The following is a 25,886-nucleotide window of genomic DNA, read 5'->3' as shown; positions in this document are numbered from 1 at the left end:
AGCGGCAACGAGCCCACGGGCATGAGTGGTCAGACCAGCGGATCGGACCAGGAGATCGCCTACTTGCGCGCGGAGGTGGAGCACCTGCGGCGCCGGCTCGGCACCGAGCGGTCGGGCGATGCGCGCCTCGACGAGCTCGAGGCCAGGCTCTCGGCCACGAGCAGCCAGAACGAGCGGCTCACCTCGACGCTGCGCGAGGCGCGCGACCAGATCGTGACGCTCAAGGAGGAGGTCGACCGTCTGGCGCAGCCGCCGACGGGCTTCGGAACGTTCCTGCAGCGCAACGACGACGACACCGTCGACGTCTTCACCGGCGGACGCAAGCTGCGCGTCAACGTCAGCCCCGCGGTCGACAAGGACACCCTGCGTCGCGGCCAGGAGGTCATCCTCAACGAGGCGATGAACGTCGTCCTCGCGCTCGAGTTCGAGCAGACCGGCGAGGTCGTCTCGCTCAAGGAGATCCTGGCCGACGGCGAGCGCGCCCTCGTGATGGGCAACGCCGACGAGGAGCGCGTCGTCCGGCTGGCCGAGCCCCTGATCGGGCTCAAGATCCGCCCCGGCGACTCCCTGCTGCTCGACGGCCGGTCGGGCTACGTCTACGAGCGCGTCCCGAAGTCCGAGGTCGAGGAGCTCGTCCTCGAGGAGGTCCCCGACATCGACTACGAGTCGATCGGCGGCCTGCGCCAGCAGATCGAGTCGATCCGCGACGCCGTCGAGCTGCCCTACCTGCACCCCGAGATCTTCATCGAGCACGAGCTCAAGCCGCCCAAGGGCGTGCTGCTGTACGGCCCTCCCGGCTGCGGCAAGACCATGATCGCCAAGGCCGTCGCGGCATCGCTGGCCAAGAAGGTCTCCGAGCGCACCGGCGAGGAGGGGCGCTCGTTCTTCCTCAACATCAAGGGCCCCGAGCTGCTCAACAAGTACGTCGGCGAGACCGAGCGGCACATCCGCCTGGTGTTCCAGCGCGCCCGCGAGAAGGCCAGCGAGGGCACCCCCGTCATCGTGTTCTTCGACGAGATGGACTCGCTGTTCCGCACCCGCGGGTCGGGCGTGTCGTCCGACGTCGAGAACACCATCGTCCCGCAGCTGCTGAGCGAGATCGACGGCGTCGAGGGGCTCGAGAACGTCCTGGTCATCGGTGCCTCCAACCGCGAGGACATGATCGACCCCGCGATCCTGCGGCCCGGCCGCCTCGACGTCAAGATCAAGATCGAGCGCCCCGACGCCGAGTCGGCGCGCGACATCTTCAGCAAGTACCTGACGGCCAACCTGCCGCTGCACCCCGACGACCTGGGGGAGTGGGACGGCGACCGGCAGGCGTGCGTCAGCGGCATGATCCAGCGCACGGTCGAGCGGATGTACACCGAGTCCGAGGACAACCAGTTCCTCGAGGTCACGTACGCCAACGGCGACAAGGAGGTCCTGTACTTCAAGGACTTCAACTCCGGCGCGATGATCCAGAACATCGTCGACCGGGCCAAGAAGATGGCGATCAAGGACCTCCTCGAGCACCAGCAGCGCGGTCTGCGCATCCAGCACATGCTGCAGGCGTGCCTCGACGAGTTCAAGGAGAACGAGGACCTCCCCAACACGACCAACCCCGACGACTGGGCGCGGATCTCGGGCAAGAAGGGCGAGCGCATCGTGTTCATCCGCACCCTCATCTCGGGCAAGAGCGGCAACGAGCCGGGCCGCTCGATCGACACCGTCGCCAACACCGGGCAGTACCTGTGACGAGCGCGGCCCTGTAGATGCACACCGTCGACCTGCGGGTCGTCTCGTACGGCTCGGACGACGCCCAGCTGCTGACGGCCGAGGTGCAGGCCGAGTACGGACGCCGGTACGGCGGTGACGGCGACGTCTCGCCGATCGACGTCCACCAGTTCGACGCACCCGACGGCCACTTCGTGATGGCGTACGTCGGCGACGAGCCGGCCGCGATGGGCGGGTGGCGCCGCGGCGGGCCCGAGGGCGCGACCGACGGCGAGATCAAGCGGATGTACGTCCGTCCGGCGTTCGCCCGCCGCGGCCTGGCCCGTGCCGTGCTGGCCGAGCTCGAGCGGACGGCCCGGTCCGCCGGGATCACCCGGCTGGTGCTCGAGACCGGCACGGCGCAGCCCGAGGCCATCGCGCTCTACACGTCGTCCGGCTACGGGCCCGTCCCCGCGTTCGGCTTCTACGCGGGGTACGACGACAGCGTCCACCTGGGCAAGCCGCTCCTGCCGTGAGCTCCGCGGTCAGGACGTACCGCTACCTGCGGCTCGCGATGGTCGTGCTCGTCGTGATGCTCCTGGCCTCGGTGGTGCGGGAGCGGCTCGCGTCCGGCACGGGCTGCTTCGAGGCGTCGGTCAGCGCCTACGTCCACACCCCGGCGCAGGGCGTCTTCGTCGCGAGCCTCGTCGCGCTCGGCGTCTGCATGATCGTGATCAAGGGCTCCAGCGACGCCGAGGACGTCGTGCTCAACGTCGGCGGGTGCCTGGCGGTCGTCGTGGGTCTCGTGCCGACGCCCGACCCGGCGACCTGCACGGCGACGCCGATCCCGATGCAGCTCGTGCCCGAGCAGGTCGCCAACAACGTCGGCGCGGCGCTGGTGGCCGGAGCGGTCGGCCTGGCCGTGACGGTCGCGGTCGCCCTGCGCCAGGGTGACCTGCGCCGGGCCGACCTCATGACCCGGCGCAACCTCGCCGGCATCGCGGTCTCGACGGTGCTGCTCGTCGTCGGCCTCGTGTGGTTCGTCGCCCGTCGCGACGGTTTCGTCGCCCACGCACACGCCGTCGCCGCGATCGGCCTGTTCGCGTGCATCGTCGGCGTGGTCGGTCTCAACGCCCGCGACTGCCACCGGCGCGGCGCCCCGGCCCGGCGCTACCTCGTGATCCTCGTGCTGATGGTCGTCCTCGGCGGCGCGCTGCTGGCCTCGCAGTGGTTCGGCGTCGCGCTGTGGCTGCTCCTCGCGGAGGCCACCGCGATCGGCCTGTTCGCGGTGTTCTGGCTGCTGCAGACCGACGAGCTGTGGCACGTCGGGACCAGGGCCGTAGGGTCGGACGCATGACAGTCCGCCGCGTGCAGGGCAGCGAGGTCGAGTACGGCATCGCCGTGCAGGGACAGCCCAACGCCAATCCGATGGTGGCCTCGACCCACGTCGTCAACTCCTACGCCGCGGCCCACGGGCTGACCCGGCGCGCCCGGTGGGACTTCGAGGAGGAGAGCCCCCTGCGCGACGCGAGGGGCTTCGACCTCAGCCGCGAGGTGGCCGACCCGAGCCAGCTGACCGACGAGGACATGGGCCTGGCCAACATCATCCTCACCAACGGCGCGCGCCTCTACGTCGACCACGCGCACCCCGAGTACTCCAGCCCCGAGGTCACGAACCCGCTCGACGTCGTGCTCTGGGAGAAGGCCGGCGAGAACGTCATGCGCCTCGGCGCCGAGCTCGCGGCGCAGATCCCCGGCACGCAGCCGATCGTGCTCTACAAGAACAACGTCGACAACAAGGGCGCGTCGTACGGCGCCCACGAGAACTACCTCATGCGGCGCGACGTGCCGTTCGACCAGATCGTCGAGCACCTGACGCCGTTCTTCGCGACCCGTCAGGTGTTCACGGGCGCCGGGCGGGTCGGCCAGCAGCAGGACGGCAGCGTCCACGCCTTCCAGATCAGCCAGCGGGCCGACTACTTCGAGGTCGGGGTGGGGCTCGAGACGACCCTCAAGCGTCCGATCATCAACACCCGCGACGAGCCGCACGCCGACCCCAAGAAGTACCGGCGCCTGCACGTCATCATCGGCGACGCGAACTGCTCCGAGACCGCGATCTACCTCAAGCACGGCACGACGTCGCTGGTGCTGGCGATGATCGAGGCCGGCTTCCTGACCCGCAGCCTGGCGCTGGTCGCCCCGGTGCGGGCCGTCCACGACATCTCGCACGACCCCTCGCTGACGCATCGCGTCGAGCTGGCCGACGGGCGGCGCCTGACGGCGCTCGAGGTGCAGGGGGAGTACCTGGGGCTCGCGAAGGCCTTCGTCGCGCAGCACGGGTCCGACGAGCAGACCGACGACGTCATCGCCCGGTGGGAGAGCGTGCTCGAGCGCCTGGCACGCGACCCGATGGAGTGCGTCCGCGAGCTCGACTGGGTCGCCAAGCTCGCACTGCTGGAGCGGTACCGCGAGCGCGACTCGCTCGGCTGGGACCACGCCAAGCTGCACCTCGTCGACCTGCAGTACCACGACGTCCGCCTGCACAAGGGGCTCTACCACCAGCTCGTGCGCACGGGGCGGATGGACCGGCTGTTCACCGACGAGCAGGTCGCGGCCGCCGTGACCGACCCGCCGCGCGACACCCGTGCCTACTTCCGCGGCATGTGCCTGGCCCGGTTCAGCCCCGACATCGCCGCGGCGTCGTGGGACTCGGTCATCTTCGACCTGCCCGGGCGCGACTCGCTGCAGCGCATCCCCACGATGGAGCCGCTGCGCGGCACCGCCGAGCACGTCGGCGCCCTGTTCGAGACCAGCACGACCGCCGAGCAGCTGTTCACCGCGATCACTGGCCGCTAAGGGCTAGGGTTGGGTCATGTCCGAGCAGCAGCACAAGAGCACCCGCAAGCCCGCCGAGGCCGACGAGGCACAGGCCGACGCGACCGAGGTCGACGTCGAGGCCAAGGCCAAGCTCGACGACGACGTCGACTCGATCCTCGACGAGATCGACGACGTCCTCGAGGAGAACGCCGAGGAGTTCGTCCGCAGCTTCGTGCAGAAGGGCGGGCAGTGATGCTCCCGGAGGGCACCCGCCTGACCGGATCGTCGTCCTTCGCCGACTACCTCGCCACGGCGGCGCCCGAGCTGATGCCCGGTGCCGCCTCGCGCGCCGGGGGAGCGCACGGCGACCTGGCCCCGCACGCGACGACGATCGTCTCGGCGACGTTCGACGGCGGCGTCATCATGGCCGGCGACCGCCGCGCCACGATGGGCAACGTCATCGCCCAGCGCGACATCGAGAAGGTCTTCCCGGCCGACGAGTACTCGTGCATCGGCATCGCCGGCAGCGCGGGCCTCGCGATCGAGATGGTGCGCCTGTTCCAGGTCGAGCTCGAGCACTACGAGAAGATCGAGGGCACGGTCCTGTCGGCCGACGGCAAGGCCAACCGCCTCGCGGCACTGATCCGCGGCAACCTCGGCCTCGCGATGCAGGGCCTCGCGGTCGTCCCGCTGTTCGCGAGCTTCGACCTCGAGACGCAGCAGGGACGCATCTTCTCGTACGACGTCACGGGCGGCCGCTACGAGGAGCACAGCGGCTTCCACACCGTCGGCTCGGGATCGGTCTTCGCGCGCGGCTCGCTCAAGAAGCTCTACAGCCGGGGCCTCACCGAGGGCGACTGCGTCACCGCGGCGATCCAGGCGCTGTACGACGCCGCCGACGACGACTCCGCGACCGGCGGGCCCGACCTGACCCGCCGCATCTTCCCGGTCGTGTCGGTCGTGACGGCCGACGGCTACCGCCGGCTCGCCGACGACGAGGTCGGCGCGATCGCCGACGACGTCATCGGCGGACGCCTCGAGCGTCCCGACGGCCCGTCGGCCCCCCTGAGCTGAGAGAGAGTCACGCATGAGCCAGCAGTTCTACGTCTCGCCCGAGCAGCTGATGAAGGACCGGGCCGACTTCGCCCGCAAGGGCATCACGCGGGGGCGCAGCGTCGCGGTCGTCCACTACGCCGACGGCATCCTGTTCGTCGCCGAGAACCCGTCGCGGGCGCTGCACAAGATCAGCGAGATCTACGACCGCATCGGCTTCGCGGCCGTCGGCCGGTACAACGAGTTCGAGAACCTGCGCATCGCGGGCGTGCGCCTGGCCGACATGCGCGGCTACGCGTACGACCGGCGCGACGTCACGGCGCGCGGCCTGGCCAACGCCTACGCGCAGACGCTCGGCACGATCTTCTCGTCGGGTGGCGAGAAGCCGTACGAGGTCGAGATCTTCGTCGGCGAGCTCGGCGACGACGCCTCGCACGACCAGGTGTACCGCCTGATGTACGACGGCTCGGTCTCCGACGTGCGGGGCTTCGGCGTGATGGGCGGCCAGAGCGAGCAGGTCGAGGCCTACCTCGGGGAGCACTACACCCCGGGTCTCGACCTGGCGGCCGCCGTCAGGGTCGCGGTCACGGCCCTGGGCCAGGACGTCGAGCCCGCCCGCACCGTCGAGGCGTCGGCCCTCGAGGTCGCGACGCTGTCGCGCGCCCGTCCGCAGCCCCGCAAGTTCAAGCGGATGAGCGACGCCGACGTGGCAGCCGCGCTCAGCCAGTAGGGCGTGCCCCGGCCGGTGCCCCTGCCGCGGCGCGCCTTCACCCGATGACGTTCGCGCGCCGCACCGCGGGTTTGTCCGTGCGCGACTAGGCTGACGTGCATGGACCGACGGATCTTCGGCATCGAGAACGAGTACGGCGTCACCTGCTCGTTCAAGGGTCAGCGTCGTCTGTCGCCCGACGAGGTCGCCCGGTACCTGTTCCGCCGCGTCGTCTCGTGGGGCCGCAGCAGCAACGTGTTCCTGCGCAACGGGGCGCGGCTGTACCTCGACGTCGGCAGCCACCCCGAGTACGCGACGCCCGAGTGCGACGACCTCGTCGACCTCGTGACGCACGACCGCGCCGGCGAGCGGATCCTCGAGGGCCTGATGATCGACGCCCAGAAGCGGCTGGCCGACGACGGCGTCGAGGGCGACATCTACCTGTTCAAGAACAACACCGACTCGGCCGGCAACTCCTACGGGTGCCACGAGAACTACCTCGTCAGCCGCCAGGGGGAGTTCAGCAAGCTCGCCGACGTGCTGATCCCGTTCCTCGTGACCCGCCAGATCATCTGCGGCGCGGGCAAGATCCAGCAGACGCCGCGCGGCCCGGTCTTCAGCGTCAGTCAGCGGGCCGAGCACATCTGGGAGGGCGTCTCGAGCGCCACGACGCGCTCCCGCCCAATCATCAACACCCGCGACGAGCCCCACGCCGACGCCGAGCGGTTCCGCCGCCTGCACGTCATCGTGGGCGACTCCAACATGAGCGAGACCACGACGCTGCTCAAGGTCGCCACGACCGACCTGGTGCTGCGCATGATCGAGGCCGGCGTGCCCATGCGCGACCTGACGCTCGACAACCCCATCCGGGCGATCCGCGAGATCTCGCACGACATGACCGGACGTCGCACGGTGCAGCTGGCCAACGGCCGCGAGCTGTCGGCCCTGGAGATCCAGGCCGAGTACTTCGGCAAGGCCGCCGAGTTCGTCGACAAGAACGGGCTGCACACCCCCACGATCACACGGGCGCTCGACCTGTGGGAGCGCACGCTGAAGGCCGTCGAGTCCGACGACCTGTCGCTCGTCGAGCGCGAGATCGACTGGGTCATCAAGTACAAGCTGCTCGACCGCTACCGCAGCAGGAATGACCTGAGCTGGAGCGATCCGCGCATCGCGCAGCTCGACCTGGCGTACCACGACATCCGGCGCGACCGCGGCATCTTCTACCTGCTCGAGAACAAGGGCGCCGTCGCCCGGGTCACCAACGACCTCGACGTCTTCACGGCCAAGTCGATCCCGCCACAGACCACCCGGGCCCGTCTGCGCGGCGACTTCATCAAGAGGGCGCAGGAGCGCCGCCGTGACTTCACGGTCGACTGGGTGCACCTCAAGCTCAACGACCAGGCCCAGCGCACCGTGCTGTGCAAGGACCCGTTCAGGTCGCAGGACGAGCGCGTCCAGCGGCTCATCGACGGCATGTGAGCACGACCTCTTGGGCGGTGTCGATACGCTGATCGGCGTTCTGTGCCCTCCACCCCGAAGGTCGTACACGTGCGTCGCATCCTGCTCGTCTCCGCCGCTGCCGTCCTGTTCCTGTCCGGATGTGGCAGCAGCGACACCGGCACCTCGTCCGGCAACCTCGACGAGGTCAAGGTCTCCAAGGGCGCCAGCCCCGACGTGACCGTCGCGAAGGACTTCTCGGTCGACAAGACCGAGTCCAAGGTCCTGACGAAGGGCACGGGCGAGACGGTCGTGGCCGGCGACTCGGTCAAGGTCAACTACGTCGCGGTCAACGGGCGCACCGGCAAGCAGTTCGACAGCTCGTTCAAGACCGGCACCCCCTACACCGTCAACCTGACGCAGGACAAGATCCTGCCCGGCTTCATCAAGGGCCTCGAGGACCGCACCGTCGGCAGCCGCGTCCTGGTCGCGATGTCGCCGCAGGACGGTTTCGGCCAGGCGCAGGCCCAGCTCGACGTCAAGAAGGACGACACCCTGGTGTTCCTGTTCGACATCGTCTCGAAGGTGCCGACGTCGGTCGTGGGCGAGGCCCGCTCGACGCCCAAGAACTACCCCAAGCTCGAGGTCGACGACAAGAACATCCCGACCGCGTTCGTCAAGAAGAGCACGACCGACGCCAAGAAGGACGCCGTCGAGAGCTCGTTCACCGTCATCCAGGGGACCGGGGCCGAGGTCACCGCCGACCAGACGATCAGCGTCCAGTACTTCGGCCAGATCTACCCCGGAGGCACGACGTTCGACGAGTCGTACTCCAAGGAGGTCTTCACGCAGCCGCTGACGAGCCTCTACAAGTGCTGGCAGGACGAGCTGGTCGGCAAGAAGCTCGGCAGCCGCGTCATCATCGTGTGCCCGGCGGACGTCGGCCAGGGCGCGGACGCCGAGCCGGAGGGCAGCCCGATCAAGAAGGGCGACACGCTGCTGTTCTCGGTCGACTTGCTCGACGCTTCCTGACATCCTCCTCCTATGGCCGAGCGCAAGACCGAGAGGTTGATGAACCTCATCTTCGCGTTGCTGGTCAGTCGCCAGTACCTGACGAAGGACCAGATCCGCGAGTCCATCGCCGACTACCGCGAGTCGACGCCGCAGGCGTTCGACCGCAAGTTCGAGCGCGACAAGGAGGAGCTGCGCGAGCTCGGCATCACGGTCGAGATGGGGCAGAACGACAAGTACTTCAACGACGAGCCGGGCTACCGCATCCGTCGTGACGAGGCCGAGCTGCCCGACCTCGAGCTGACCCGCGAGGAGGCCGCCGTGATCGGCCTGGCCACGCAGGTGTGGGAGCACGCGGGCCTGGCGAGCGAGTCGACCACCGCCCTGGTCAAGCTCAAGGCGATCGGTGTCGACGTCGACACGAGCGTGCTGCGCATGGCCGAGCCCCGCCTGTCGACCGACGAGCCGTCGTTCGACGCGATGTGGGACGCCGTCACCCGGCGCGTCCCGATCGCGTTCGCGTACGCGCGTCCCGGGCGCGAGCCGATGCTGAGGCACCTGCAGCCGTGGGGCATCATCTCGTGGCACGACCGCTGGTACGTCGGCGGCTTCGACCTCGACCGCGGCGAGTCGCGGATCTTCCGCCTGTCACGCGTCATCGGCGAGGTCACGACCGAGGGCGCCCCCGGCTCCTACGAGATCCCCGAGGGCACCGTCATGAAGGACGTCGCCCGCGAGCTGTTCCCGCCCGAGCCCGAGGAGGCCGCCGTGCTGCGCATCCGCCGCGACCGCGGGCAGTCCCTGCGCCGGCTCGCCGAGAAGGTCACCCCGCTGGGCGACGACCTCGACGAGGTCGAGATCCGCTACTCGTCGCGCTGGGAGCTGGCGTCCGAGGTCGCGTCGTACGGTCCCGACGTCGTGGTGGTCTCGCCCCCCGACGTCCGCGCGGCCGTCGTGCAGCGCCTGACGGCCGCCGTCACGGGCTCCCTCGAGGTCGGCGCATGAGCCGGTCGCGCCAGCAGGTCGTGCGCATGCTGGCGCTCGTCCCGTACCTGCAGGGCAACGACGGGGTGCCGGTCAACGAGGTGGCCGCCGAGTTCGGCGTGAGCCCCAAGACGATCCGCGACGACCTCAAGCTGCTGATGTACACCGGCACGGGGGAGTACGCCGGCGAGCTGATCGACTTCGACCTGACGGCGCTCGAGCGCGACGGCGTCGTGCACATCCGCGACGCCGAGTTCATGACCCGGCCGCTGCGCATCAGCACCCGCGAGGGCGCTGCCCTGATCGTCGCGCTGCGGACGCTGCGCGCGTCCGCCAGCGGTCTCGAGCTGACCGTCATCGACAGCGCGCTGGCCAAGCTCGAGAGCGCCGTCGGCGACACCGCGTCGACATCGGTCGACGTCGTGCTCGACGACGTCGACCCCACGATCCACGGCGCGGTCGTCGAGGCGCTGACGGGCGGCAAGCGGCTCGCCCTGACGTACGCGACGGTCTCGCGCGACGAGCAGACCGATCGCGACGTCGACCCGCGCCGCCTGTTCACCGAGCAGGGCAAGCTGTACCTCGAGGCGTGGTGCCTCAAGGCCGAGGACCTGCGCTTCTTCCGGCTCGACCGCATCGTCGCGGCCGACGTGCTCGCGATCGACGCCGAGCCGCACGACGCGACACCACGTGACCTGTCCGAGGGATTCTTCACGGTCGGCGAGCAGACGCCGTTCGCGGTCGTCGACCTGCACCCGCGGGCGCACTGGCTGACCGAGTACTACCAGGTGGACCTGGTGTCGCAGGGCGAGGACGGCGTCTGGCGCGCCAAGCTCTACGGCGCCGACTGGTCGTGGCTGCGACGCCTCGTGCTGCGCAACGCGGGGTCGGTCACCGTCATCGAGCCCGCCGCGCTGCGCGAGCGGGTGGTTGACGACGCCCGGCTGGCCCTCGAGGCGTACGATGAAGCCGTCGTCCATAAGGAGTCATGATGTTCCGTCAGATCGGTCCCACCGAGATCCTGATCATCCTGGGAGTCGTCCTCCTGCTGTTCGGGGGCAAGAAGCTCCCCGAGCTGGCCCGCGGATCGGGCAAGGCCCTGCGCATCTTCAAGTCCGAGGTCAAGGCCATGAACGACGACGACGACGAGGCCAAGCCCGTCAAGCCCGCGTCGCTGCAGACCGTCGAGGCCGCCGAGCTGGACGAGAAGCGCGAACAGGCCTGACGCTTGGCGCTGACACGCGGCGGGCCGACCCCGTCGCCGGGCGGCTCGATGCCGCTCATGGACCACCTGCGTGAGCTGCGCACGCGACTGACCAGGGCCGTTCTCGCGATCGCGATCGGCACGATCCTCGGCTTCGTGTTCTACGAGCCGATCCTGAACTTCCTCACGCAGCCGTACGAGGACATGCGTCCGTTGCTGACGGCCGAGGGCATCGACACCGAGCTGGTCATCACGGGCATCGGCGGCGCCTTCCAGTTCCAGCTCAAGATCTCGCTGGTGTTCGGCCTGCTGGCGTCGAGCCCCTTCTGGCTGTGGCAGCTGTGGGCGTTCGTGCTGCCCGCGATGCACCGCAACGAGAAGCGCTGGGCGCTGCTGCTCGCCGGCACCGGCGCACCGCTGTTCGTCGGCGGTGCGGCGCTGGCGTACGTCGTCCTGCCCAAGGCCATGGAGGTGCTGATCGGCTTCGTGCCCGACGGCTTCGGCTCGCTCGTCACGGGAGCCGAGTACTTCGACTTCATCGTCAAGATGCTGCTGGTGTTCGGCGTCGCGGCCGAGATCCCGCTGGTCGTGGTCGTGCTCAACCGCATCGGCGCCGTGAGCGCGAAGCAGCTCGCCAACGCCCGCCCCTGGACGATCATCGGCATCTTCGTCTTCGCGGCGGTCGCGACGCCCACGACCGATCCCCTGACGATGCTGTTCCTGGCCGCGCCGATGGTCGTGCTCTACCTGGTCTCCGAGCTCATTGCGAAGCTGACGGACCGCAGGCGCGCCCGGCTCATCGGCACCGAGGTGGACGACGACGAGGCCGCGCCGATCGGCGGACCCTCCGAGCTCGACGGCCCGTCCGACCTGCGCGACTGACGATGCACCTCGCGCTCGTGGTGAACCCGGCCTCGGGGCGCCACCGCGCCGCGTCGATCGCCGAGCGCGCGGCCGTGCGCCTGCGCGCCGCCGGCCACACGGCGCACCTGGTCGAGGGCGCCGACGGTGCGTCGTCGCGGCGCCTCGCGGCCGAGGCCGTGGCGACCGGTGCGGACGCGCTCGTCGTGGTCGGCGGCGACGGCGCGCTGCACGGCGCGCTCGACCTCGTCGCCGGCGGCGAGGTGCTGTTCGGGCTGCTCCCGGCCGGCACCGGCAACGACACCGCGCGCTCGCTCGGCATCCCCACCCACGACGTCGACGCCGCGATCGACGTGCTGCTGGCAGGACACGTCCGCACCGTCGACCTGGCCCGCACGGGCGACTCCCACGTCGCGACCGTCATCGCGTCCGGCTTCGACTCCAAGGTCAACGAGCGGGCCAACGCGATGCGGTGGCCGCGGGGGAACATGCGCTACAACCTGGCGATCCTCGCCGAGCTGCGCTCCTTCGAGCCGCTCCCGTTCACCCTGACGCTCGACGGCACGCCGGTCGAGCGCGAGGCCATGCTCGTCGCGGTCGGCAACGGGCCGTCCTTCGGCGGGGGACTGCGCATCTGCGAGGGCGCCGTGATCGACGACGGCCTGCTCGACGTCGTGGTCATCAACCCCGTCAGCAAGGCCACGCTGCTGCGGGTCTTCCCGCAGCTGTACCGCGGCACGCACGTCGACCTGCCCGAGTTCGAGCGGCACCTCGTGACCGAGGTGACGCTCTCGTCGCCCGGCATCGTGGCGTACGGCGACGGCGAGCGGCTCGGCGCGCTGCCGCTGACCGCCACGGTGCGGCCGGGCGCGTTGCGCGTCCTGGCCCCACCCGCCCCCACGTAGGCTGGAGCCATGAGCAGCCCGGCGGAGAAGTACGCACAGTCCCGCACGAGCAGGCAGTACCCGCGGCTCGCGGAGTTCCGCGGCCTGTACGACTTCGGGCTCGACGGGTTCCAGGTCGAGGCGTGCAAGGTCGTCGAGGACGGTCACGGCGTGCTCGTCGCAGCGCCCACCGGCTCGGGCAAGACGCTCGTCGGCGAGTTCGCCGTCCATCTGGCGCTGCAGACGGGGCGCAAGTGCTTCTACACGACCCCCATCAAGGCCCTGTCGAACCAGAAGTTCTCCGACCTCGTCGAGCGCTACGGCGCCGACAACGTGGGCCTGCTGACGGGCGACAACACGATCAACGGCGAGGCGCCGATCGTCGTCATGACGACCGAGGTGCTGCGCAACATGCTCTACGCGGGCTCGCGGACGCTCGACACCCTCGGCTACGTCGTGATGGACGAGGTGCACTACCTCGCCGACCGCACCCGTGGTGCCGTGTGGGAGGAGGTCATCATCCACCTCGCCGAGTCGGTGGCGGTCATCGCGCTGTCGGCGACCGTGTCCAACGCCGAGGAGTTCGGTGACTGGCTCACCGCGGTGCGGGGCGACACCGTGACGATCGTCGAGGAACGCCGGCCGATCCCGCTGCACCAGCACGTCCTGGTGGGCCGGAAGATGTTCCCGCTGTTCGAGCCCAGCCCCGACGACCGGGGCGTCGAGGTCAACAAGGCCCTCGAGCGGCTCGCCCGCGAGGACTGGCAGCTCACCCGGTCGATGCGCGGCCACCGCCCCAAGGGCGGCAAGCGACCCCGCAGCCGCAACCGGACACCCAGCCGGGTCGACGTCGTCGAGCGGCTCGACGCCGAGGGCCTGCTGCCGGCCATCACGTTCGTCTTCAGCCGGGCCGGCTGCGCCGCGGCGGTGCAGCAGTGCCTCGACGCCCGCATCACGCTGACGACCCCCGAGGAGCAGGCCGAGATCACGGCGTTCGTCGACGCGGCGTGCGCGCACCTGCCCGAGGCCGATCTGCACGTCCTGGGCTACTACGAGTTCCGCGACGGCCTCGCGCGCGGCATCGCGGCCCATCACGCGGGCATGCTGCCGACGTTCAAGGAGTGCGTCGAGGACCTCTTCAGCGCGGGCTTCGTCAAGGTCATCTTCGCGACCGAGACCCTCGCGCTGGGCATCAACATGCCGGCGCGGTCCGTCGTGATCGAGAAGCTCTCCAAGTGGAACGGCGAGACGCACGCCAACATCACGCCGGGGGAGTACACGCAGCTGACGGGGCGCGCGGGCCGCCGCGGCATCGACGTCGAGGGGCACGGCGTGGTCCTGTGGCAGCCCGGCCTCGACCCCAAGCAGGTCGCCGGCCTGGCCAGCACGCGCACCTACCCGCTCAACTCGTCGTTCCACCCGTCGTACAACATGGCGGTCAACCTCGTCGGCCAGGTCGGGCGCGGCGTGGCCCGCGAGCTCCTCGAGCAGTCGTTCGCCCAGTTCCAGGCCGATCGCGCGGTCGTCGGGCTGGCACGGCAGATCCGCAAGGCCGACGACGCCCTCGACGGCTACCGCGACAACATCCACTGCGACCGGGGCGACTTCATGGAGTACGCGTCGCTGCGGCGCGAGCTGACCGACATCGAGGCGTCCGGGTCCAAGGCCCGCCGCCAGGCCGAGCGCGCCGAGATCGCCGAGTCGCTGACGCGGCTGCGACCGGGCGACGTCATCCACGTGCCGGTCGGCAAGTTCGCCGGCATCGCGGTGGTGCTCGACCCGGGCCGGGCCACCGACGGCGACGGTCCGCGACCCATGGTGCTGACCGCGAGCCGCCATGCGCGCCGGCTCGCGATGATCGACTTCACGGCTCCCGTCACCGCGCTGACCACGATGCGCATCCCCAAGTCGTTCAACGCGCGCAACCCGCAGGCGCGGCGCGACCTCGCCGCAGCACTGCGCAGCCGCGCCGACGGTGTCGCGTGGGGCCAGGAGAAGCAGCGGCGCGACCACTCCTCGCGCGAGGACCCGCGCATCGGCGCGATCCGCGAGAAGCTGCGCGACCACCCGTGCCACCAGTGCCCCGACCGCGAGAAGCACGCGCGCTGGGCCGAGCGCTACCTCAAGCTCGAGCGCGACACGAAGAACCAGCGCGGACGCATCGAGCAGCGCACCAACACCGTGGCCCGCCAGTTCGACCGCGTGTGCGAGGTGCTCGACGTGCTGGGCTACCTCGACGGCGACGAGGTCACCGCCGACGGCAAGAAGCTCACGCGGCTCTACAGCGACCTCGACCTGCTCGTGAGCGAGTGCCTGCGCCAGCAGGCGTGGGACGGCCTCGACGCGGCCGAGCTGGCGTCCGTCGTGAGCGGCCTGACCTACCAGTCACGCAGCTCCGACGAGCTGCCCGCCCCGCGCTTCCCGTCGCAGGCCGTCCGCGAGACGGCGGCGACCATGTCCCAGCTGTGCGCCGACCTGCAGCAGCTCGAGCGCGAGCACCGGGTCAAGTTCCTGCACCAGCCCGACTTCGGCTTCGCGCAGGCGGTCTGGCAGTGGTGCAACGACGCGAGCCTCGACGACGTCCTCGGCGAGATGGAGCTCGCAGCCGGCGACTTCGTGCGGGCCATGAAGCAGCTCATCGACGTCGTGGCGCAGATCGCCGACGCGGCTGGGCCGGGGCCCCTGCGCTCCACGGCCCGCGAGTCGCTCGACCTGCTGCGCCACGGCGTCGTCAGCTACACCAGCATCAGCGCGTGACGGCCTCGAGGGCGCGCTCCGTCACGCCACCGAGGCCCCAGGTCTCGCCGAAGGCCTCGAACTTCTCGCGGTCGGGCGTCGCCGACAGGTCGGGCACGTCGCAGACGTCGGTGCGCACCGCCACGACCTCGCGTGCAGCGCGGATGTAGTCGACCGAGTCGAGCAGCGACCGTCGCACCTTCGGCGTGATGGAGGACGAGGGGTCGCCCGCTGCCGTCAGGATCCCGTCGAGGTCGCCGAACCGGTCGAGCAGCACCGCGGCCGTCTTGTCGCCGATCCCGGCCACACCGGGCAGGCCGTCGGACGGGTCGCCGCGCATGACCGCGAAGTCGACGTAGTCGGCCGCACCGATCGAGTACCTCGCCCGGAGCCAGGCCTCGTCGACGACGTCGTGCTTCGACACGCCCTTCGCGACGTACAGCACCCGGACGTCGCGGTCGTCGTCGACGACCTGGAAGAGGTCGCGGTCGCCCGTGACGACGTCGACGGGTCCGTCCCACCGTGCCGCGAGCGTGCCGATGACGTCGTCGGCCTCGTGGTCGGCGGCGCCGACGACGGGGATGCCGAGCAGCCCGAACGCCTCGGAGATCAGCGGCACCTGGGGCCCTAGGAGGCCGTCGGTCGTGTCGGCCTCGCCGCCGTCGTCGCCCAGGCGCTGCGTCTTGTAGGTGTCGATCAGGTCGACCCGCCACTGCGGACGCCAGTCGTCGTCCCAGCACGCCACGACGGCACCGGGCTCGTACTGCGTCGTGAGGCTCGACGTGAAGTCGAGGATGCCGCGCAGGGCGTTGACCGCGGTGCCGTCGGGCGCCGTCAGCGTCTTCGGGATGCCGAAGAAGGCTCGGAAGTACAGGCTCGCGCTGTCGAGCAGGAGGAGGCGGTCACGGGACGTGGGCATGCCCCGAGCCTAGACGTCACCGCGTCACCGCGTCAGCGCGTGGCCCGTGCTGGTGGGCGCCGACAGCTTCTTCGCCGCGCCCGCCGACGTCCGACGGGCCTGGTCGCCGTACAGCCCCTTCTTCGACAGCACCAGCGTCGCGACGGCGTGGGCCGCCGCGTCGCCGAGCTGGTCGATCGACGTCGTGCTGAGGTTGGTGATGTCGTCGCACGCCTGGTGGTAGCAGGAGTCGTACGCCTCGCCGGCGGTGCCGCCGAACAGCGCCGCCTCCTCGGCGGTCTTGACGCCCTCCGCACCGCTGAACAGGCCGCCGGCGGGGATGCCGACCTCGATGAACGGCCCGTAGTCGGATCGGCCGTCGAACGCCGTGGGCGCCGTCGCGAGCCTCTTGGCACCGAAGTAGTCGGTGAAGACCTTCTCGATCTCGGCCGATCCGGCCGGTCCGGCGTTGCCGTCGGACGAGCCGTCGCCGTCGTAGACGAACCGCGCGAAGTTGGGCGAGCCGATCATGTCGAAGTTCAGGTTGGCGTAGATCTTCGCGCGCTGGGCGTCCGAGAGGGCCTCGACGTAGTGGTACGCGCCCAGCAGCCCTTTCTCCTCGGCGCCCCAGAACGCGAAGCGCACCGGACGCTGCGCCTTCTTGGCCAGACCGGTCTTGGCGAGCTGCTTGGCGATCTCGAGCGTGCCGGCTGTCCCCGTGCCGTTGTCGTTGATGCCGGGGCCCTCGGCGACGCTGTCGAGGTGCGCTCCGACCACGACGACCTGGTCAGGGTTCTTCGTGCGGCCCGGCAGGTCGGCGATGATGTTGCTGGTCTGCCGCTGCAGGTCGACCTCGGTCCTCGCGGTGACCCGGACCGTCGCGCCGGCCGTCTCGGCCAGGGCCTTGCCGTCGGCGTACGACACACCGGCCACGGGGATGCCCGCGGGCGCGCCGAGCGTGCCGGTCAGCAGCTCCTGCCGTCCGTCCTGGCCCTCGTTGAAGATGATCACGGCGTCGTAGCCGGCCGCCTCGGCGTTCGCGGCCTTGAGGCCGAAGTCGCACGTGCCGCGCTGCACCAGCGCGACGGCGGGCGCGGACCCGGCGGCCGGGAAGTCGTCCGCGGAGCACCCGGACGTCGTGCTGCCGGCGTCGCCCGGCGGGATCGCGACGGCGATCGGGGTGACGGCGCCCGTGACGTCGCCCGAACCGGAGTAGTCGAAGGCCGCGGTCTCGATCGTCCGGGCCGCGGGTGCCGTCTGCGTCAGCGTGGCGGGCTCGAGGTCGCGGCTGAACGGGAACGTGAACGTCTGCCGGGTGACCTTGTACCCGGCCTTCTCGAGCTCCGCGGCGACGTAGTCGGCCGATGCGTCGTAGCCCGGCAGCCCCGATGCACGGTTGCCGCCGTTGCGGTCGGCGACGACCTGCAGCTGACGCAGCGTCTTCAGCTGGCCGTTGACCGTGACGGCCTTGGTCAGCCGCGTGGTGTCGACGTGTGACGAACCGGCCACCGCGGGTGCGGCGGCGAGAAGGCTGCTCGTCAGGACGACGGCGGCGGTGGTGGACAGCGCTCTGCGCATGGGTGGACCCCCCGATCCTCGATGTGTCCCCACACGGTAGGTCAGCGAGTCGCGCCTGCCTACCCCTCGTCGAGCTCTCGCCGCTGCTGGCGCGCGCGATAGGCCTGCCGCTGCTCCTCGGCCCGGGCTCGCAGCGCGCGCTGGTACGCGGCCTCGCGCTCGGGATCGGGGTCGACGTGGCGCACGGGTCGCTCACGGTCGTGCACGGCCGGGACGGACGATCCGCGGTTGCCCTTGTACGGCAGGTCGGCGGGAGCCTGCGGACGTCCGGCGACCAGCCAGGCCAGCGAGCCGACGGCCGGCAGGAACACCACGAGCACGAGCCAGAAGGTCTTGGACAGGTTGCGGCACGCGCCCTCGTCGGTCGTGATGACGTCGATGAGGCAGAAGATCCACAGCGCGAGGACCATCAGGCTCAGCAACCCGTTCATGTACAGCACGTCGTGGCTCCCTGTTCGTCGGACGTCACGACATCCTGTCAGCCGCGGGGGGTCGCGTGCAGCCGAACGCCGACGATGATCCCACGGGTATCGTCGTGGCGTGAGCACATGGCGCAAGGCACAGCAACTGGCGGCTTCGCAGGGCATCGACGCCCTGCTCGTGACCCCGGGGGCCGATCTGCGGTACCTCACCGGCTACGTCGCGCTCCCGCTCGAGCGACTGACGTGCCTGGTCCTGCCCGCCGCCGGCCCGCCGACGCTCGTCGTGCCGGCCCTCGAGCGCCAGGCCGCGGTCGCATCGGGCGTCGACGTCGAGATCGCCACGTGGGACGAGCGCGACGACCCGTTCGCGCTGGTCGCGAGCCTGGTCGGCGACGCGACGACGATCGGCCTCGACGACCACATGTGGGCGTCGCGCGTCTTCGCGCTCGGCGAGGCCATCCCGACGGCCGACCAGGTGCTGGCCGGCTCCCTCGTGCAGCAGCTGCGCATCCGCAAGGACGCCGACGAGGTCGAGGCGCTGCGTCAGGCGGGGCTCGCGATCGACCGCGTGCACGGACGCGTCCACGAGTGGCTGCGCCCCGGGCGCACCGAGCGCGAGGTCGGAGCCGACATCGCGCGCGCGATCATCGACGAGGGCCACGAGACCGTCGACTTCGTGATCGTCGGATCGGGCCCCAACGGCGCCTCGCCGCACCACGAGCTGTCCGACCGGGTCATCGAGGCCGGCGACCCCGTCGTCGTCGACATCGGCGGCACGATGCCGTCGGGCTACTGCTCGGACTCGACCCGCAACTACCTGGCCGGCGGCACCGTCGACCCCCTGTACGCCGAGGCGTACGCGGTGCTCGAGGCCGCCCAGCGCGCGCAGCTCGACCACGCGCGCCCGGGTGTCACGGCCGAGTCGGTCGACGCGATCGGCCGGCAGATCATCGCCGACGCCGGGTTCGGCGACCTGTTCATCCACCGCACGGGTCACGGGATCGGCCAGGAGACGCACGAGGAGCCCTACATCATCGAGGGCAACGACCTGGTGCTCGAGGAGGGCATGGCCTTCTCGATCGAGCCGGGCATCTACCACGAGGGACGGTTCGGGGCCCGCATCGAGGACATCGTCGTGTGCTCGGCCGACGGCCTCGAGGTGCTCAACAACACCCCGCGCGGACTCGTCTCCCTGTGACCTGGAAGGTCGCCTGGCCGGCCGCGGCCGTCCTCGGGGCCCTGTGCTCGCTCGACTTCGAGCCCGTCGGGCTGCCGTTCGCGATGATCGCGGGCGTGGCCGGCCTGATCTGGCTCGCGCGTCGTCTGTCGCACGCGCGCAAGCGCACCGTGGCCGTCACGGGCCTGCTGTTCGGGCTGGGCTTCATGGCGCCGCTGATCTGGTGGATGAACGCCGTCAGCGCGGGCGCGTACGTCGCGCTCGTCATCGCCCAGGCGCTGTTCTTCATCCCGATCATGCTGGCGCTGCGCGCCGCGACGCGCCTGCGGGCGTGGCCGCTGTGGGGTGCGGGCGTGTGGGTCCTGGGGGAGTGGGCGCGGGGCCGGTTCCCCTTCACGGGCTTCCCGTGGGGACGGCTCGCCCACACCTCGATCGACACGCCGTTCGCCTCCTACGCGCGCCTCGTGGCGATGCCCGGCACCAGCGCCGTGCTGTTCGTCGCGGCGGCGCTCGTGCTGGTCGTGGTGACGGGGCCGGGCCGCCGGGCCCGCATCGGCGCCGCCGCCGGCGTCGTGGCGGTCGTGGGGGTCGGGGCGCTGCTGCCCACCGGCATCGCGGGCGCCGACGGCACCCGCCAGGTCGCGCTCGTGCAGGGCGACGTGCCAGGGGTCTTCCTGACGTGGCCGCGCGGCGAGATCTTCGACCTGCACGTCGCCGAGACGTCCCGGCTGGTCGAGAAGATCCGCGCCGGCGACGTGCCGCAGCCCGACATGGTGCTGTGGCCCGAGAACGCCACCGACATCGACCCGTACCACGACGCCCTCGTGCGGCAGCAGATCGAGGACCTCTCGGCGCTGCTGAAGGCGCCGATCCTCGTCGGCGGCATCTTCGACGGCCCGACGGTCGAGACGGCGCGCAACTCCGGCGTCGTGTGGACCGCCGAGGGGCCCGGAGACCGTTACGACAAGCTCAAGCCCGTGCCGTTCGGTGAGTACGTGCCGTTCCGCAAGCAGGCCGGGTTCGTCGTCAACCGGCTCGCGCGCGACATCCCCCGCGACATGCTGGCCGGCGACCAGCCGGGCGCCATGACGATCGGCGACACCCGCATCGGCGACACGATCTGCTACGACATCGCCTACGACGGCGTCACGCGCCGCGCCGTCGACGGGGGAGCGCAGCTCATGGTCGTCCAGACCAGCAACGCCGCGTTCACCGGCACGTCGCAGCCCGAGCAGCAGTGGGACATCTCGCGCCTGCGGGCGATCGAGACGGGCCGCTGGGTCGTCGTCCCGTCGACCAACGGCATCTCGGGCGTCGTCGACCCGACGGGGCGCAGCGTCGAGCGTGCGCCGCTGCACGAGCCCGCCACGATCAGCGCCGAGGTCACCCTCGCATCGGGGCGCACGCCCGCGCTGGTCATCGGCCGCTACCTCGAGTGGTTGCTGGTCGCGACGGGTCTGGGAGCATGGTTCCTCGGCACCCGCCCGCGCCAGCAGAACGGAACCCCATGACAGCGCTCGTCATCATCCCGACGTACGACGAGGCCGCCAACCTCGCCTGGATCGTGGAGCGCGTCCTCTCGGCCCAGCCGCAGCTGCACGTCCTCGTCGCCGACGACGGGTCGCCCGACGGCACGGGCGACATCGCCGACGCGCTGGCAGCCGCCGACGAGCGGGTGCACGTGCTGCACCGGGTGTCGAAACAGGGTCTCGGCTCGGCGTACCGGGCCGGTTTCGCCTGGGGCCTCGAGCGTGGCTACGACACGCTGCTCGAGATGGACGCCGACGGCTCGCACCGTCCCGAGGACCTCGCCCAGATCCTCGCCGCCAGCGCGACGGGCGCCGATCTCGTGCTGGGGTCGCGGTGGGTCCCCGGCGGCGGCGTCGTCAACTGGCCGTGGCACCGGCGTCTCATCTCCCGTGGGGGCACGCTGTACGCGCGCCTGCTGCTCGGCCTCGACGTCAAGGACGCGACGGGCGGCTTCCGCGCGTTCCGCCGCGAGACGCTCGAGCGCCTGCCGCTCGAGCAGGTCGCCTCGCAGGGCTACTGCTTCCAGATCGACATGACCCGCCGGGTCGCGGCCGCCGGCATGGACGTCGTCGAGGTGCCCATCACGTTCGTCGAGCGCGAGCGGGGCGAGTCCAAGATGAGCGGCGCGATCGTCCGCGAGGCCCTGTGGCGCGTGACGGTGTGGGGCGCCGCGCGGCTGGTGCCCCGGCGACTGCGAAAGGGACCCCAGCCGGAGCCGGAGTCCCTTGCGTCGCGCCCTGGTGCGTGACCTAGGCGGTCTTCTTCTTCGCCGCCGACTTCTTCGCCGGGCGGTGCAGGTGCGGCGGACCGATCTCGCCGCCGCGGAGCAGCTCGAGCCGCTCCGTCAGGATCTCTTCCAGCTCGTCGACCGAGCGACGCTCGAGCAGCATGTCCCAGTGGGTGCGGACGGGCTTCTCGGCCTTGCCCTCGGGCTTGACACCGTCGGCGAGCTGTCCGATCGCGCCCGTCTTCGGGTCCTCCCACTCGAACGGGATCTCGGCCTCGTCGGCCATGACCACCGTGAAGGTGTGCCCGTCGGCGCAGACGTACTCGACCTGCTGCCGGGGAGCCATCTCGACCCCGCGCTCGTCCTCGAAGCTCTGAGTTCCGAGTCGAGCTCCTCGCAGTGCACGTTCAGCCATGTGCGTCCCCTTTCGTGTGCCTTACCTCTATCAACGTAGGGGACACACATGAGATTCCCCTGAACGGGAATCTCTTCGGAGCCGGGTCAGGCGTCCGCCCGGTCGCGGGTCAGCGCGGGCACCCTCAGCAGGGCCAGCAGGCCGACGAGCAGCACCAGCATGATGCCGACGATGCCCCAGCGGTCGTCGCCGAAGACGAAGGCGAACAGCCCGAACAGCGTCGGCGCCAGGAACGACGCCGCGCGGCCCGTCATGGCGTAGAGGCCGAAGTGCTGGCCCTCCTTGCCCGGGGGCGTCAGGCGCACGAGGTAGGTGCGCGACGCCGACTGCGCGGGGCCGACGAACAGGCACAGCACCAGCCCGAAGACCCAGAAGCCCGCCATGCCCTGCACGAACAGCAGCACCACGCCGGCCACCAGCATCGCGACCAGCGAGAACACGATGACGCGCCGCGGGCCGAGGCGGTCGTCGAGCCGTCCGGCCACGAGGGCGCCCGCCGCGGCCGCGACGTTGGCGGCGATGCCGAACGGGATCACGGTGTCGTCGGTGAAGCCGTAGACGCTCACGGCGATGACGGCCCCGAACGTGAAGACGCCGGCGAGCCCGTCGCGGAACAGGGCGCTGGCGATCAGGAACTGCAGGGTGTGGCGGTCCTCGCGCCACATCGTGCGGATCTCGGCGAACAGCACGCGGTACGACTCGCGGAAGCCGACGTCGGGCACGGGGCTCTCCCCGTGGAGAAGAGCAGTGGGCGGCAGCTCGGGCACCATCAGCAGGACGGGGATCGAGAACGCCAGGAACCACACCGCCGCGACGACCGCGACCCAGCGGATGTTGAGCCCGTTGTCGGTCGAGACGCCGAGCAGGCCACCGTCGCCGGAGATCAGCCCGACGTAGACGATGATGAGCAGCACGATGCCGCCGAGGTAGCCGAACGCCCAGCCGACGCCCGACACGCGTCCGACCGTCGCGGGCGTCGAGACCTGGCGCAGCATCGCGAAGTACGGCACCTGCGCGAGCTCGAACAGCACCGTGCCGACCGCGATCAGCACGAGCCCGAGCCACAGGAAGTCGGGGCTGTCCTCGACCAGGAACATCAGGGCCGTGACCACGACGACCGACGTCGTGAGCAGCGCGAGCGACCGCTTGCGGTGGCCCGACGCGTCCGAGCGCTGCCCCATGACGGGCGCCAGCACCGCGATCACGAGGCTCGCGGCCCCGACGGCCCAGCCCAGCCACGAGCTGGCCGACACCGGGCCCGAGAGGTCCTCGCCGACGGCGTCGGTCAGGTACACCGAGAAGACGAACGTCACGATGACGGCGTTGAAGGCGGCCGACCCCCAGTCCCACAGGCTCCACGCGATGACCGGACCACGGCGGGTGGCGTCGGCGACGGCGCGGGCGGGCGCGGGGGAGGAGGGGGTCATCGTGGGTCCTTCCAGACGCCTCGGGCGGTGAGGACGTCCTTGAGGACGTCGGTGCGGTCGGTCACGAGCCCGTCGACGCCGAGGTCGAGCAGCGCGTGCATCTCGTCGGGCTCGTCGATCGTCCAGACGTGCACCTGCAGGCCGAGGGCGTGGGACTTGCGCACGAATCCGTCGGTCACGACCCGCAGACGACCGCGACGCGCGGGCACCTGCAGGCACACCGGTGCGAGGCGCAGGCGCCGCAGGACGACCGTCGGCAGCAGCTTGACGAGGGCGGCCTCGAGGCTCGACGCGGACGTCGCGACGTCCGGCAGCAGCCGACGGACCCGGCGCAGCCGGCGGTGCGAGAACGACGCCAGCAGGGTCCGGTCGACGACCCCCAGCCCGGTCAGCAGGTCGACGGCCGGTCCGACGACGTCGTCGGACTTCAGGTCGATGTTGAGCCGGGCGTCGGGGAACGTGGCNCGAACGGCTCGCGACCGTCGAGCCGCAGCAGGTCGAGCGCCTCGGCGGTCAGGCCCGCGACGGTGTCGGCGCTGCCGGTCAGCCGGTCGAGCGCCGCGTCGTGGATCGCGTACACGACCCCGTCCGACGACGCCCGCACGTCTGTCTCGAAGTACCGGAAGCCCAGCGCGTGCGCGTGCGAGAACGCCGCGAGCGAGTTCTCGACGCCGACGTTGCCGGGGACGCCCGAGCCGCCGCGGTGGGCGAGGGCCAGGGGCGGCAGATCGAGGTAGCCGGACACGCCCCCACGCTAAGCCCTCGCGGGTGCAGCCCGGCTCAGATGTCGCGGAAGGTCTCGATCTGCGCACCGAGGGCGTTGAGGCGCTCGGCGAGATCCTCGTAGCCGCGGTTGATGACGTACACGCTGCGCAGCACCGAGGTGCCCTTCGCGGCCAGCATCGCCAGCAGGATCACCACGGCGGGACGCAGTGCGGGCGGGCACACGAGCTCGGTGCCGCTCCAGTGCGTCGGCCCCTCGATCAGGACGCGGTGCGGGTCGAGCAGCTTGACCTGCGCACCGAGCTTGTTGAGCTCGGTCAGGTAGATCGCGCGGTTCTCGTAGACCCAGTCGTGCAGCATCGTCTGGCCCTCGGCCGTCGCGGCGATGACCGCGAAGAACGGCAGGTTGTCGATGTTGAGGCCCGGGAACGGCATGGGGTGGATCTTGTCGATCGGCGCGTGCAGCGACGACTCGTGCGTCGTGATGTCGACCAGCCGCGTCTCGCCGTTCTCGGCGGGGTACTCGTCGCTGCGGTCGTACTGGAAGCCCATCTCCTCGAGCAGCGCGAGCTCGATCTCCATGAACTCGATCGGCACGCGGCGCACCGTGATGCTCGACCGCGTGACGATCGCCGCCGCGATCAGGCTCATGGCCTCGATCGGGTCCTCGCTCGGGGCGTACTCGACGTCGCAGTTGATGACGGGCTTGCCCGTGACGCGCAGCGTCGTCGTGCCGATGCCCTCGATGCCCACGCCGAGCTTGACGAGGAAGAAGCACAGGTCCTGCACCATGTAGTTCGGGCTGGCGTTGCGGATGACCGTGACGCCGTCGTACCGGGCCGCCGCGAGCAGCGCGTTCTCGGTGACGGTGTCGCCGCGCTCGGTCAGCACGATGGGCCGCTCGGGGCCCACGCCCTCGGCGGCGGTCGCGTGGTAGCTGCCCTCGGTCGCGACGACCTTGAGGCCGAACGGCCGAAGGGCCGTCATGTGCGGCTCGACGGTGCGGGTGCCGAGGTCGCAGCCGCCGGCGTAGGGCAGCTCGAAGTCGTCGTAGCGGTGCATCAACGGGCCGAGGAACATGATGATGCTGCGGGTGCGGCGGGCCGCGTCGGCGTCCATCGCCGCCAGGTCGAGCGTCGCGGGCACGACGAGCTCGAGGTCGTTCTCGTCGTTGAGCCACGTGGCCTTGACGCCGATCGAGGTCAGCACCTCGAGGAGACGGTTGACCTCCTCGATGCGCGCGACCTTGCGCAGCACCGTCGTGCCGGCGTTGAGCAGCGAGGCGCACAGCAGGGCGACCCCCGCGTTCTTGCTCGACTTGACGTCGATCGAGCCCGACAGCTTGGTGCCGCCGGCCACGCGCAGGTGGCTGGGGCCGGACGTGCCGACGCTGACGAGCTCGGAGTCGAGCGCGCTGCCGATGCGGGCGAGCATGTCGAGGGTCAGGTTCTGCTGGCCCTTCTCGATGCGGTTGATCGCGCTCTGGCTGGTGCGCAGCTCGGAGGCGAGCTCGGCCTGCGTCAGGCCGCTGTGCTGGCGGGCGTCCCTGATGAGGGCTCCGATGCGGGAAAGGTAGTCGTCACGAACGCTCATGCCGA

The 25,886-nt window shown here is 70.7% G+C and carries 26 protein-coding genes; 18 read left to right on the top strand and 8 right to left on the bottom strand.

Annotated elements, in window-relative coordinates; all coding sequences use genetic code 11:
• Positions 1 to 21 precede the first annotated feature (21 nt).
• The 15 genes from arc to ASD10_RS11515 all read left to right on the top strand — a co-directional run bounded on the left by arc (position 22) and on the right by ASD10_RS11515 (position 15,412).
• Positions 22 to 1,734, top strand: coding sequence for a proteasome ATPase (arc, locus tag ASD10_RS11585; protein WP_157432653.1), 1,713 nt, complete (start codon positions 22 to 24; stop codon positions 1,732 to 1,734).
• A gap of 17 nt (positions 1,735 to 1,751) precedes the next feature.
• Positions 1,752 to 2,228 (top strand): GNAT family N-acetyltransferase, encoded by a 477-nt coding sequence (locus ASD10_RS11580; protein WP_056608483.1) that lies wholly within the window; start codon positions 1,752 to 1,754, stop codon positions 2,226 to 2,228.
• Entirely contained in the window at positions 2,225 to 3,049 is an 825-nt protein-coding gene (locus tag ASD10_RS11575) for a hypothetical protein (protein ID WP_056608480.1), read from the top strand. Before ASD10_RS11580 ends, ASD10_RS11575 begins: the two co-directional genes overlap by 4 nt.
• A complete protein-coding gene (gene dop / locus ASD10_RS11570) occupies positions 3,046 to 4,548 on the top strand; it encodes a depupylase/deamidase Dop (RefSeq protein WP_056608477.1) in 1,503 nt (500 codons plus the stop codon). Before ASD10_RS11575 ends, dop begins: the two co-directional genes overlap by 4 nt.
• A 16-nt stretch (positions 4,549 to 4,564) precedes the next feature.
• Complete coding sequence (locus ASD10_RS11565; RefSeq protein ID WP_056608474.1) at positions 4,565 to 4,762, top strand: ubiquitin-like protein Pup; 198 nt, start codon at positions 4,565 to 4,567, stop codon at positions 4,760 to 4,762.
• Positions 4,762 to 5,583, top strand: coding sequence for a proteasome subunit beta (gene prcB, locus ASD10_RS11560; protein WP_056610187.1), 822 nt, complete (start codon positions 4,762 to 4,764; stop codon positions 5,581 to 5,583). Before ASD10_RS11565 ends, prcB begins: the two co-directional genes overlap by 1 nt.
• Before the next feature lie 13 nt (positions 5,584 to 5,596).
• A complete protein-coding gene (gene prcA / locus ASD10_RS11555) occupies positions 5,597 to 6,292 on the top strand; it encodes a proteasome subunit alpha (RefSeq protein ID WP_056608472.1) in 696 nt (231 codons plus the stop codon).
• Positions 6,293 to 6,391: 99 nt separating this feature from the next.
• Positions 6,392 to 7,753: a Pup--protein ligase gene (gene pafA / locus ASD10_RS11550; protein ID WP_056608469.1), complete on the top strand. Its 1,362-nt coding sequence runs from the start codon at positions 6,392 to 6,394 to the stop codon at positions 7,751 to 7,753.
• A 69-nt stretch (positions 7,754 to 7,822) separates the two neighbouring features.
• Entirely contained in the window at positions 7,823 to 8,743 is a 921-nt protein-coding gene (locus ASD10_RS11545) for an FKBP-type peptidyl-prolyl cis-trans isomerase (RefSeq protein WP_056608466.1), read from the top strand.
• Positions 8,744 to 8,755: 12 nt separating this feature from the next.
• A complete protein-coding gene (locus tag ASD10_RS11540; protein WP_056608463.1) occupies positions 8,756 to 9,727 on the top strand; it encodes a YafY family protein in 972 nt (323 codons plus the stop codon).
• Positions 9,724 to 10,698, top strand: coding sequence for a YafY family protein (locus tag ASD10_RS11535; protein ID WP_056608460.1), 975 nt, complete (start codon positions 9,724 to 9,726; stop codon positions 10,696 to 10,698). Before ASD10_RS11540 ends, ASD10_RS11535 begins: the two co-directional genes overlap by 4 nt.
• A complete protein-coding gene (gene tatA / locus ASD10_RS11530) occupies positions 10,698 to 10,931 on the top strand; it encodes a Sec-independent protein translocase subunit TatA (protein ID WP_082556160.1) in 234 nt (77 codons plus the stop codon). Before ASD10_RS11535 ends, tatA begins: the two co-directional genes overlap by 1 nt.
• A gap of 3 nt (positions 10,932 to 10,934) precedes the next feature.
• Positions 10,935 to 11,792 (top strand): twin-arginine translocase subunit TatC, encoded by an 858-nt coding sequence (gene tatC, locus ASD10_RS11525; protein ID WP_235501827.1) that lies wholly within the window; start codon positions 10,935 to 10,937, stop codon positions 11,790 to 11,792.
• A gap of 2 nt (positions 11,793 to 11,794) precedes the next feature.
• On the top strand, positions 11,795 to 12,676 hold the full coding sequence (locus tag ASD10_RS11520; RefSeq protein WP_200938247.1) for a diacylglycerol kinase family protein: 882 nt from the start codon (positions 11,795 to 11,797) through the stop codon (positions 12,674 to 12,676).
• A gap of 9 nt (positions 12,677 to 12,685) precedes the next feature.
• Positions 12,686 to 15,412: an RNA helicase gene (locus tag ASD10_RS11515; RefSeq protein ID WP_056608455.1), complete on the top strand. Its 2,727-nt coding sequence runs from the start codon at positions 12,686 to 12,688 to the stop codon at positions 15,410 to 15,412.
• On the opposite strand, the gene ASD10_RS11510 is transcribed toward ASD10_RS11515, so the two are convergent.
• The 3 genes from ASD10_RS11510 to ASD10_RS11500 are packed head-to-tail and all read right to left on the bottom strand — an operon-like array spanning position 15,402 to position 18,298.
• On the bottom strand, positions 15,402 to 16,310 hold the full coding sequence (locus ASD10_RS11510; protein ID WP_056608451.1) for a 5'-3' exonuclease H3TH domain-containing protein: 909 nt from the start codon (positions 16,308 to 16,310) through the stop codon (positions 15,402 to 15,404). The two genes, ASD10_RS11515 and ASD10_RS11510, sit on opposite strands and share 11 nt — an antisense overlap.
• A 24-nt stretch (positions 16,311 to 16,334) precedes the next feature.
• A complete protein-coding gene (locus ASD10_RS11505; RefSeq protein ID WP_056608447.1) occupies positions 16,335 to 17,867 on the bottom strand; it encodes a M20/M25/M40 family metallo-hydrolase in 1,533 nt (510 codons plus the stop codon).
• A 59-nt stretch (positions 17,868 to 17,926) separates the two neighbouring features.
• A complete protein-coding gene (locus tag ASD10_RS11500) occupies positions 17,927 to 18,298 on the bottom strand; it encodes a PLD nuclease N-terminal domain-containing protein (RefSeq protein WP_200938241.1) in 372 nt (123 codons plus the stop codon).
• Between the two features lie 109 nt (positions 18,299 to 18,407).
• Here ASD10_RS11500 and ASD10_RS11495 point away from each other — a divergent pair, with 109 nt between their 5' ends.
• From ASD10_RS11495 to ASD10_RS11485, 3 genes are read left to right on the top strand one after another with little or no spacing between them, the layout of a single operon-like run.
• Positions 18,408 to 19,487: a Xaa-Pro peptidase family protein gene (locus tag ASD10_RS11495; RefSeq protein WP_056608441.1), complete on the top strand. Its 1,080-nt coding sequence runs from the start codon at positions 18,408 to 18,410 to the stop codon at positions 19,485 to 19,487.
• On the top strand, positions 19,484 to 20,977 hold the full coding sequence (gene lnt, locus ASD10_RS11490; protein WP_056608438.1) for an apolipoprotein N-acyltransferase: 1,494 nt from the start codon (positions 19,484 to 19,486) through the stop codon (positions 20,975 to 20,977). The genes ASD10_RS11495 and lnt overlap by 4 nt, the downstream gene beginning before the upstream one ends.
• A complete protein-coding gene (locus tag ASD10_RS11485; RefSeq protein ID WP_200938239.1) occupies positions 20,974 to 21,744 on the top strand; it encodes a polyprenol monophosphomannose synthase in 771 nt (256 codons plus the stop codon). The genes lnt and ASD10_RS11485 overlap by 4 nt, the downstream gene beginning before the upstream one ends.
• 1 nt (position 21,745) lies before the next feature.
• Here the strand turns inward: ASD10_RS11485 and ASD10_RS11480 are convergent, their stop codons facing one another.
• The 5 genes from ASD10_RS11480 to ASD10_RS11460 form a co-directional block, all read right to left on the bottom strand.
• Entirely contained in the window at positions 21,746 to 22,138 is a 393-nt protein-coding gene (locus ASD10_RS11480) for an RNA polymerase-binding protein RbpA (protein WP_056608432.1), read from the bottom strand.
• An 86-nt stretch (positions 22,139 to 22,224) separates the two neighbouring features.
• Positions 22,225 to 23,565 (bottom strand): MFS transporter, encoded by a 1,341-nt coding sequence (locus tag ASD10_RS11475; RefSeq protein WP_056608429.1) that lies wholly within the window; start codon positions 23,563 to 23,565, stop codon positions 22,225 to 22,227.
• Positions 23,562 to 23,879 (bottom strand): glycerophosphodiester phosphodiesterase family protein, encoded by a 318-nt coding sequence (locus ASD10_RS19355; RefSeq protein WP_235501952.1) that lies wholly within the window; start codon positions 23,877 to 23,879, stop codon positions 23,562 to 23,564. The genes ASD10_RS11475 and ASD10_RS19355 overlap by 4 nt, the downstream gene beginning before the upstream one ends.
• 151 nt (positions 23,880 to 24,030) lie before the next feature.
• Positions 24,031 to 24,310 (bottom strand): glycerophosphodiester phosphodiesterase family protein (locus ASD10_RS19350; RefSeq protein WP_304439554.1); only part of this gene is annotated, 280 nt, incomplete at its 3' end.
• Between the two features lie 35 nt (positions 24,311 to 24,345).
• Positions 24,346 to 25,881: a UDP-N-acetylglucosamine 1-carboxyvinyltransferase gene (locus tag ASD10_RS11460; RefSeq protein ID WP_056608421.1), complete on the bottom strand. Its 1,536-nt coding sequence runs from the start codon at positions 25,879 to 25,881 to the stop codon at positions 24,346 to 24,348.
• Positions 25,882 to 25,886 lie beyond the last annotated feature (5 nt).

The sequence above is a fragment of the Aeromicrobium sp. Root472D3 genome (assembly GCF_001426485.1).
Taxonomy (GTDB): Bacteria; Actinomycetota; Actinomycetes; order Propionibacteriales; family Nocardioidaceae; genus Aeromicrobium.
This window is presented reverse-complemented; position numbering and strand designations above follow the sequence as displayed.

Coding starts and splice junctions, on each gene's coding strand:
- ASD10_RS11580 (WP_056608483.1), top strand. CDS start 1,752: ATGCACACCGTCGACCTGCGGGTCGTCTCGTACGGCTCGGACGACGCC.
- ASD10_RS11505 (WP_056608447.1), bottom strand. CDS start 17,867: ATGCGCAGAGCGCTGTCCACCACCGCCGCCGTCGTCCTGACGAGCAGC.
- tatA (WP_082556160.1), top strand. CDS start 10,698: ATGTTCCGTCAGATCGGTCCCACCGAGATCCTGATCATCCTGGGAGTC.
- ASD10_RS11475 (WP_056608429.1), bottom strand. CDS start 23,565: ATGACCCCCTCCTCCCCCGCGCCCGCCCGCGCCGTCGCCGACGCCACC.
- ASD10_RS11565 (WP_056608474.1), top strand. CDS start 4,565: ATGTCCGAGCAGCAGCACAAGAGCACCCGCAAGCCCGCCGAGGCCGAC.
- ASD10_RS11460 (WP_056608421.1), bottom strand. CDS start 25,881: ATGAGCGTTCGTGACGACTACCTTTCCCGCATCGGAGCCCTCATCAGG.
- ASD10_RS11535 (WP_056608460.1), top strand. CDS start 9,724: ATGAGCCGGTCGCGCCAGCAGGTCGTGCGCATGCTGGCGCTCGTCCCG.
- ASD10_RS11500 (WP_200938241.1), bottom strand. CDS start 18,298: ATGAACGGGTTGCTGAGCCTGATGGTCCTCGCGCTGTGGATCTTCTGC.
- prcB (WP_056610187.1), top strand. CDS start 4,762: ATGCTCCCGGAGGGCACCCGCCTGACCGGATCGTCGTCCTTCGCCGAC.
- ASD10_RS11510 (WP_056608451.1), bottom strand. CDS start 16,310: ATGCCCACGTCCCGTGACCGCCTCCTCCTGCTCGACAGCGCGAGCCTG.
- ASD10_RS11480 (WP_056608432.1), bottom strand. CDS start 22,138: ATGGCTGAACGTGCACTGCGAGGAGCTCGACTCGGAACTCAGAGCTTC.
- dop (WP_056608477.1), top strand. CDS start 3,046: ATGACAGTCCGCCGCGTGCAGGGCAGCGAGGTCGAGTACGGCATCGCC.
- pafA (WP_056608469.1), top strand. CDS start 6,392: ATGGACCGACGGATCTTCGGCATCGAGAACGAGTACGGCGTCACCTGC.
- ASD10_RS11540 (WP_056608463.1), top strand. CDS start 8,756: ATGGCCGAGCGCAAGACCGAGAGGTTGATGAACCTCATCTTCGCGTTG.
- ASD10_RS11520 (WP_200938247.1), top strand. CDS start 11,795: ATGCACCTCGCGCTCGTGGTGAACCCGGCCTCGGGGCGCCACCGCGCC.
- ASD10_RS11485 (WP_200938239.1), top strand. CDS start 20,974: ATGACAGCGCTCGTCATCATCCCGACGTACGACGAGGCCGCCAACCTC.
- ASD10_RS11515 (WP_056608455.1), top strand. CDS start 12,686: ATGAGCAGCCCGGCGGAGAAGTACGCACAGTCCCGCACGAGCAGGCAG.
- prcA (WP_056608472.1), top strand. CDS start 5,597: ATGAGCCAGCAGTTCTACGTCTCGCCCGAGCAGCTGATGAAGGACCGG.
- arc (WP_157432653.1), top strand. CDS start 22: ATGAGTGGTCAGACCAGCGGATCGGACCAGGAGATCGCCTACTTGCGC.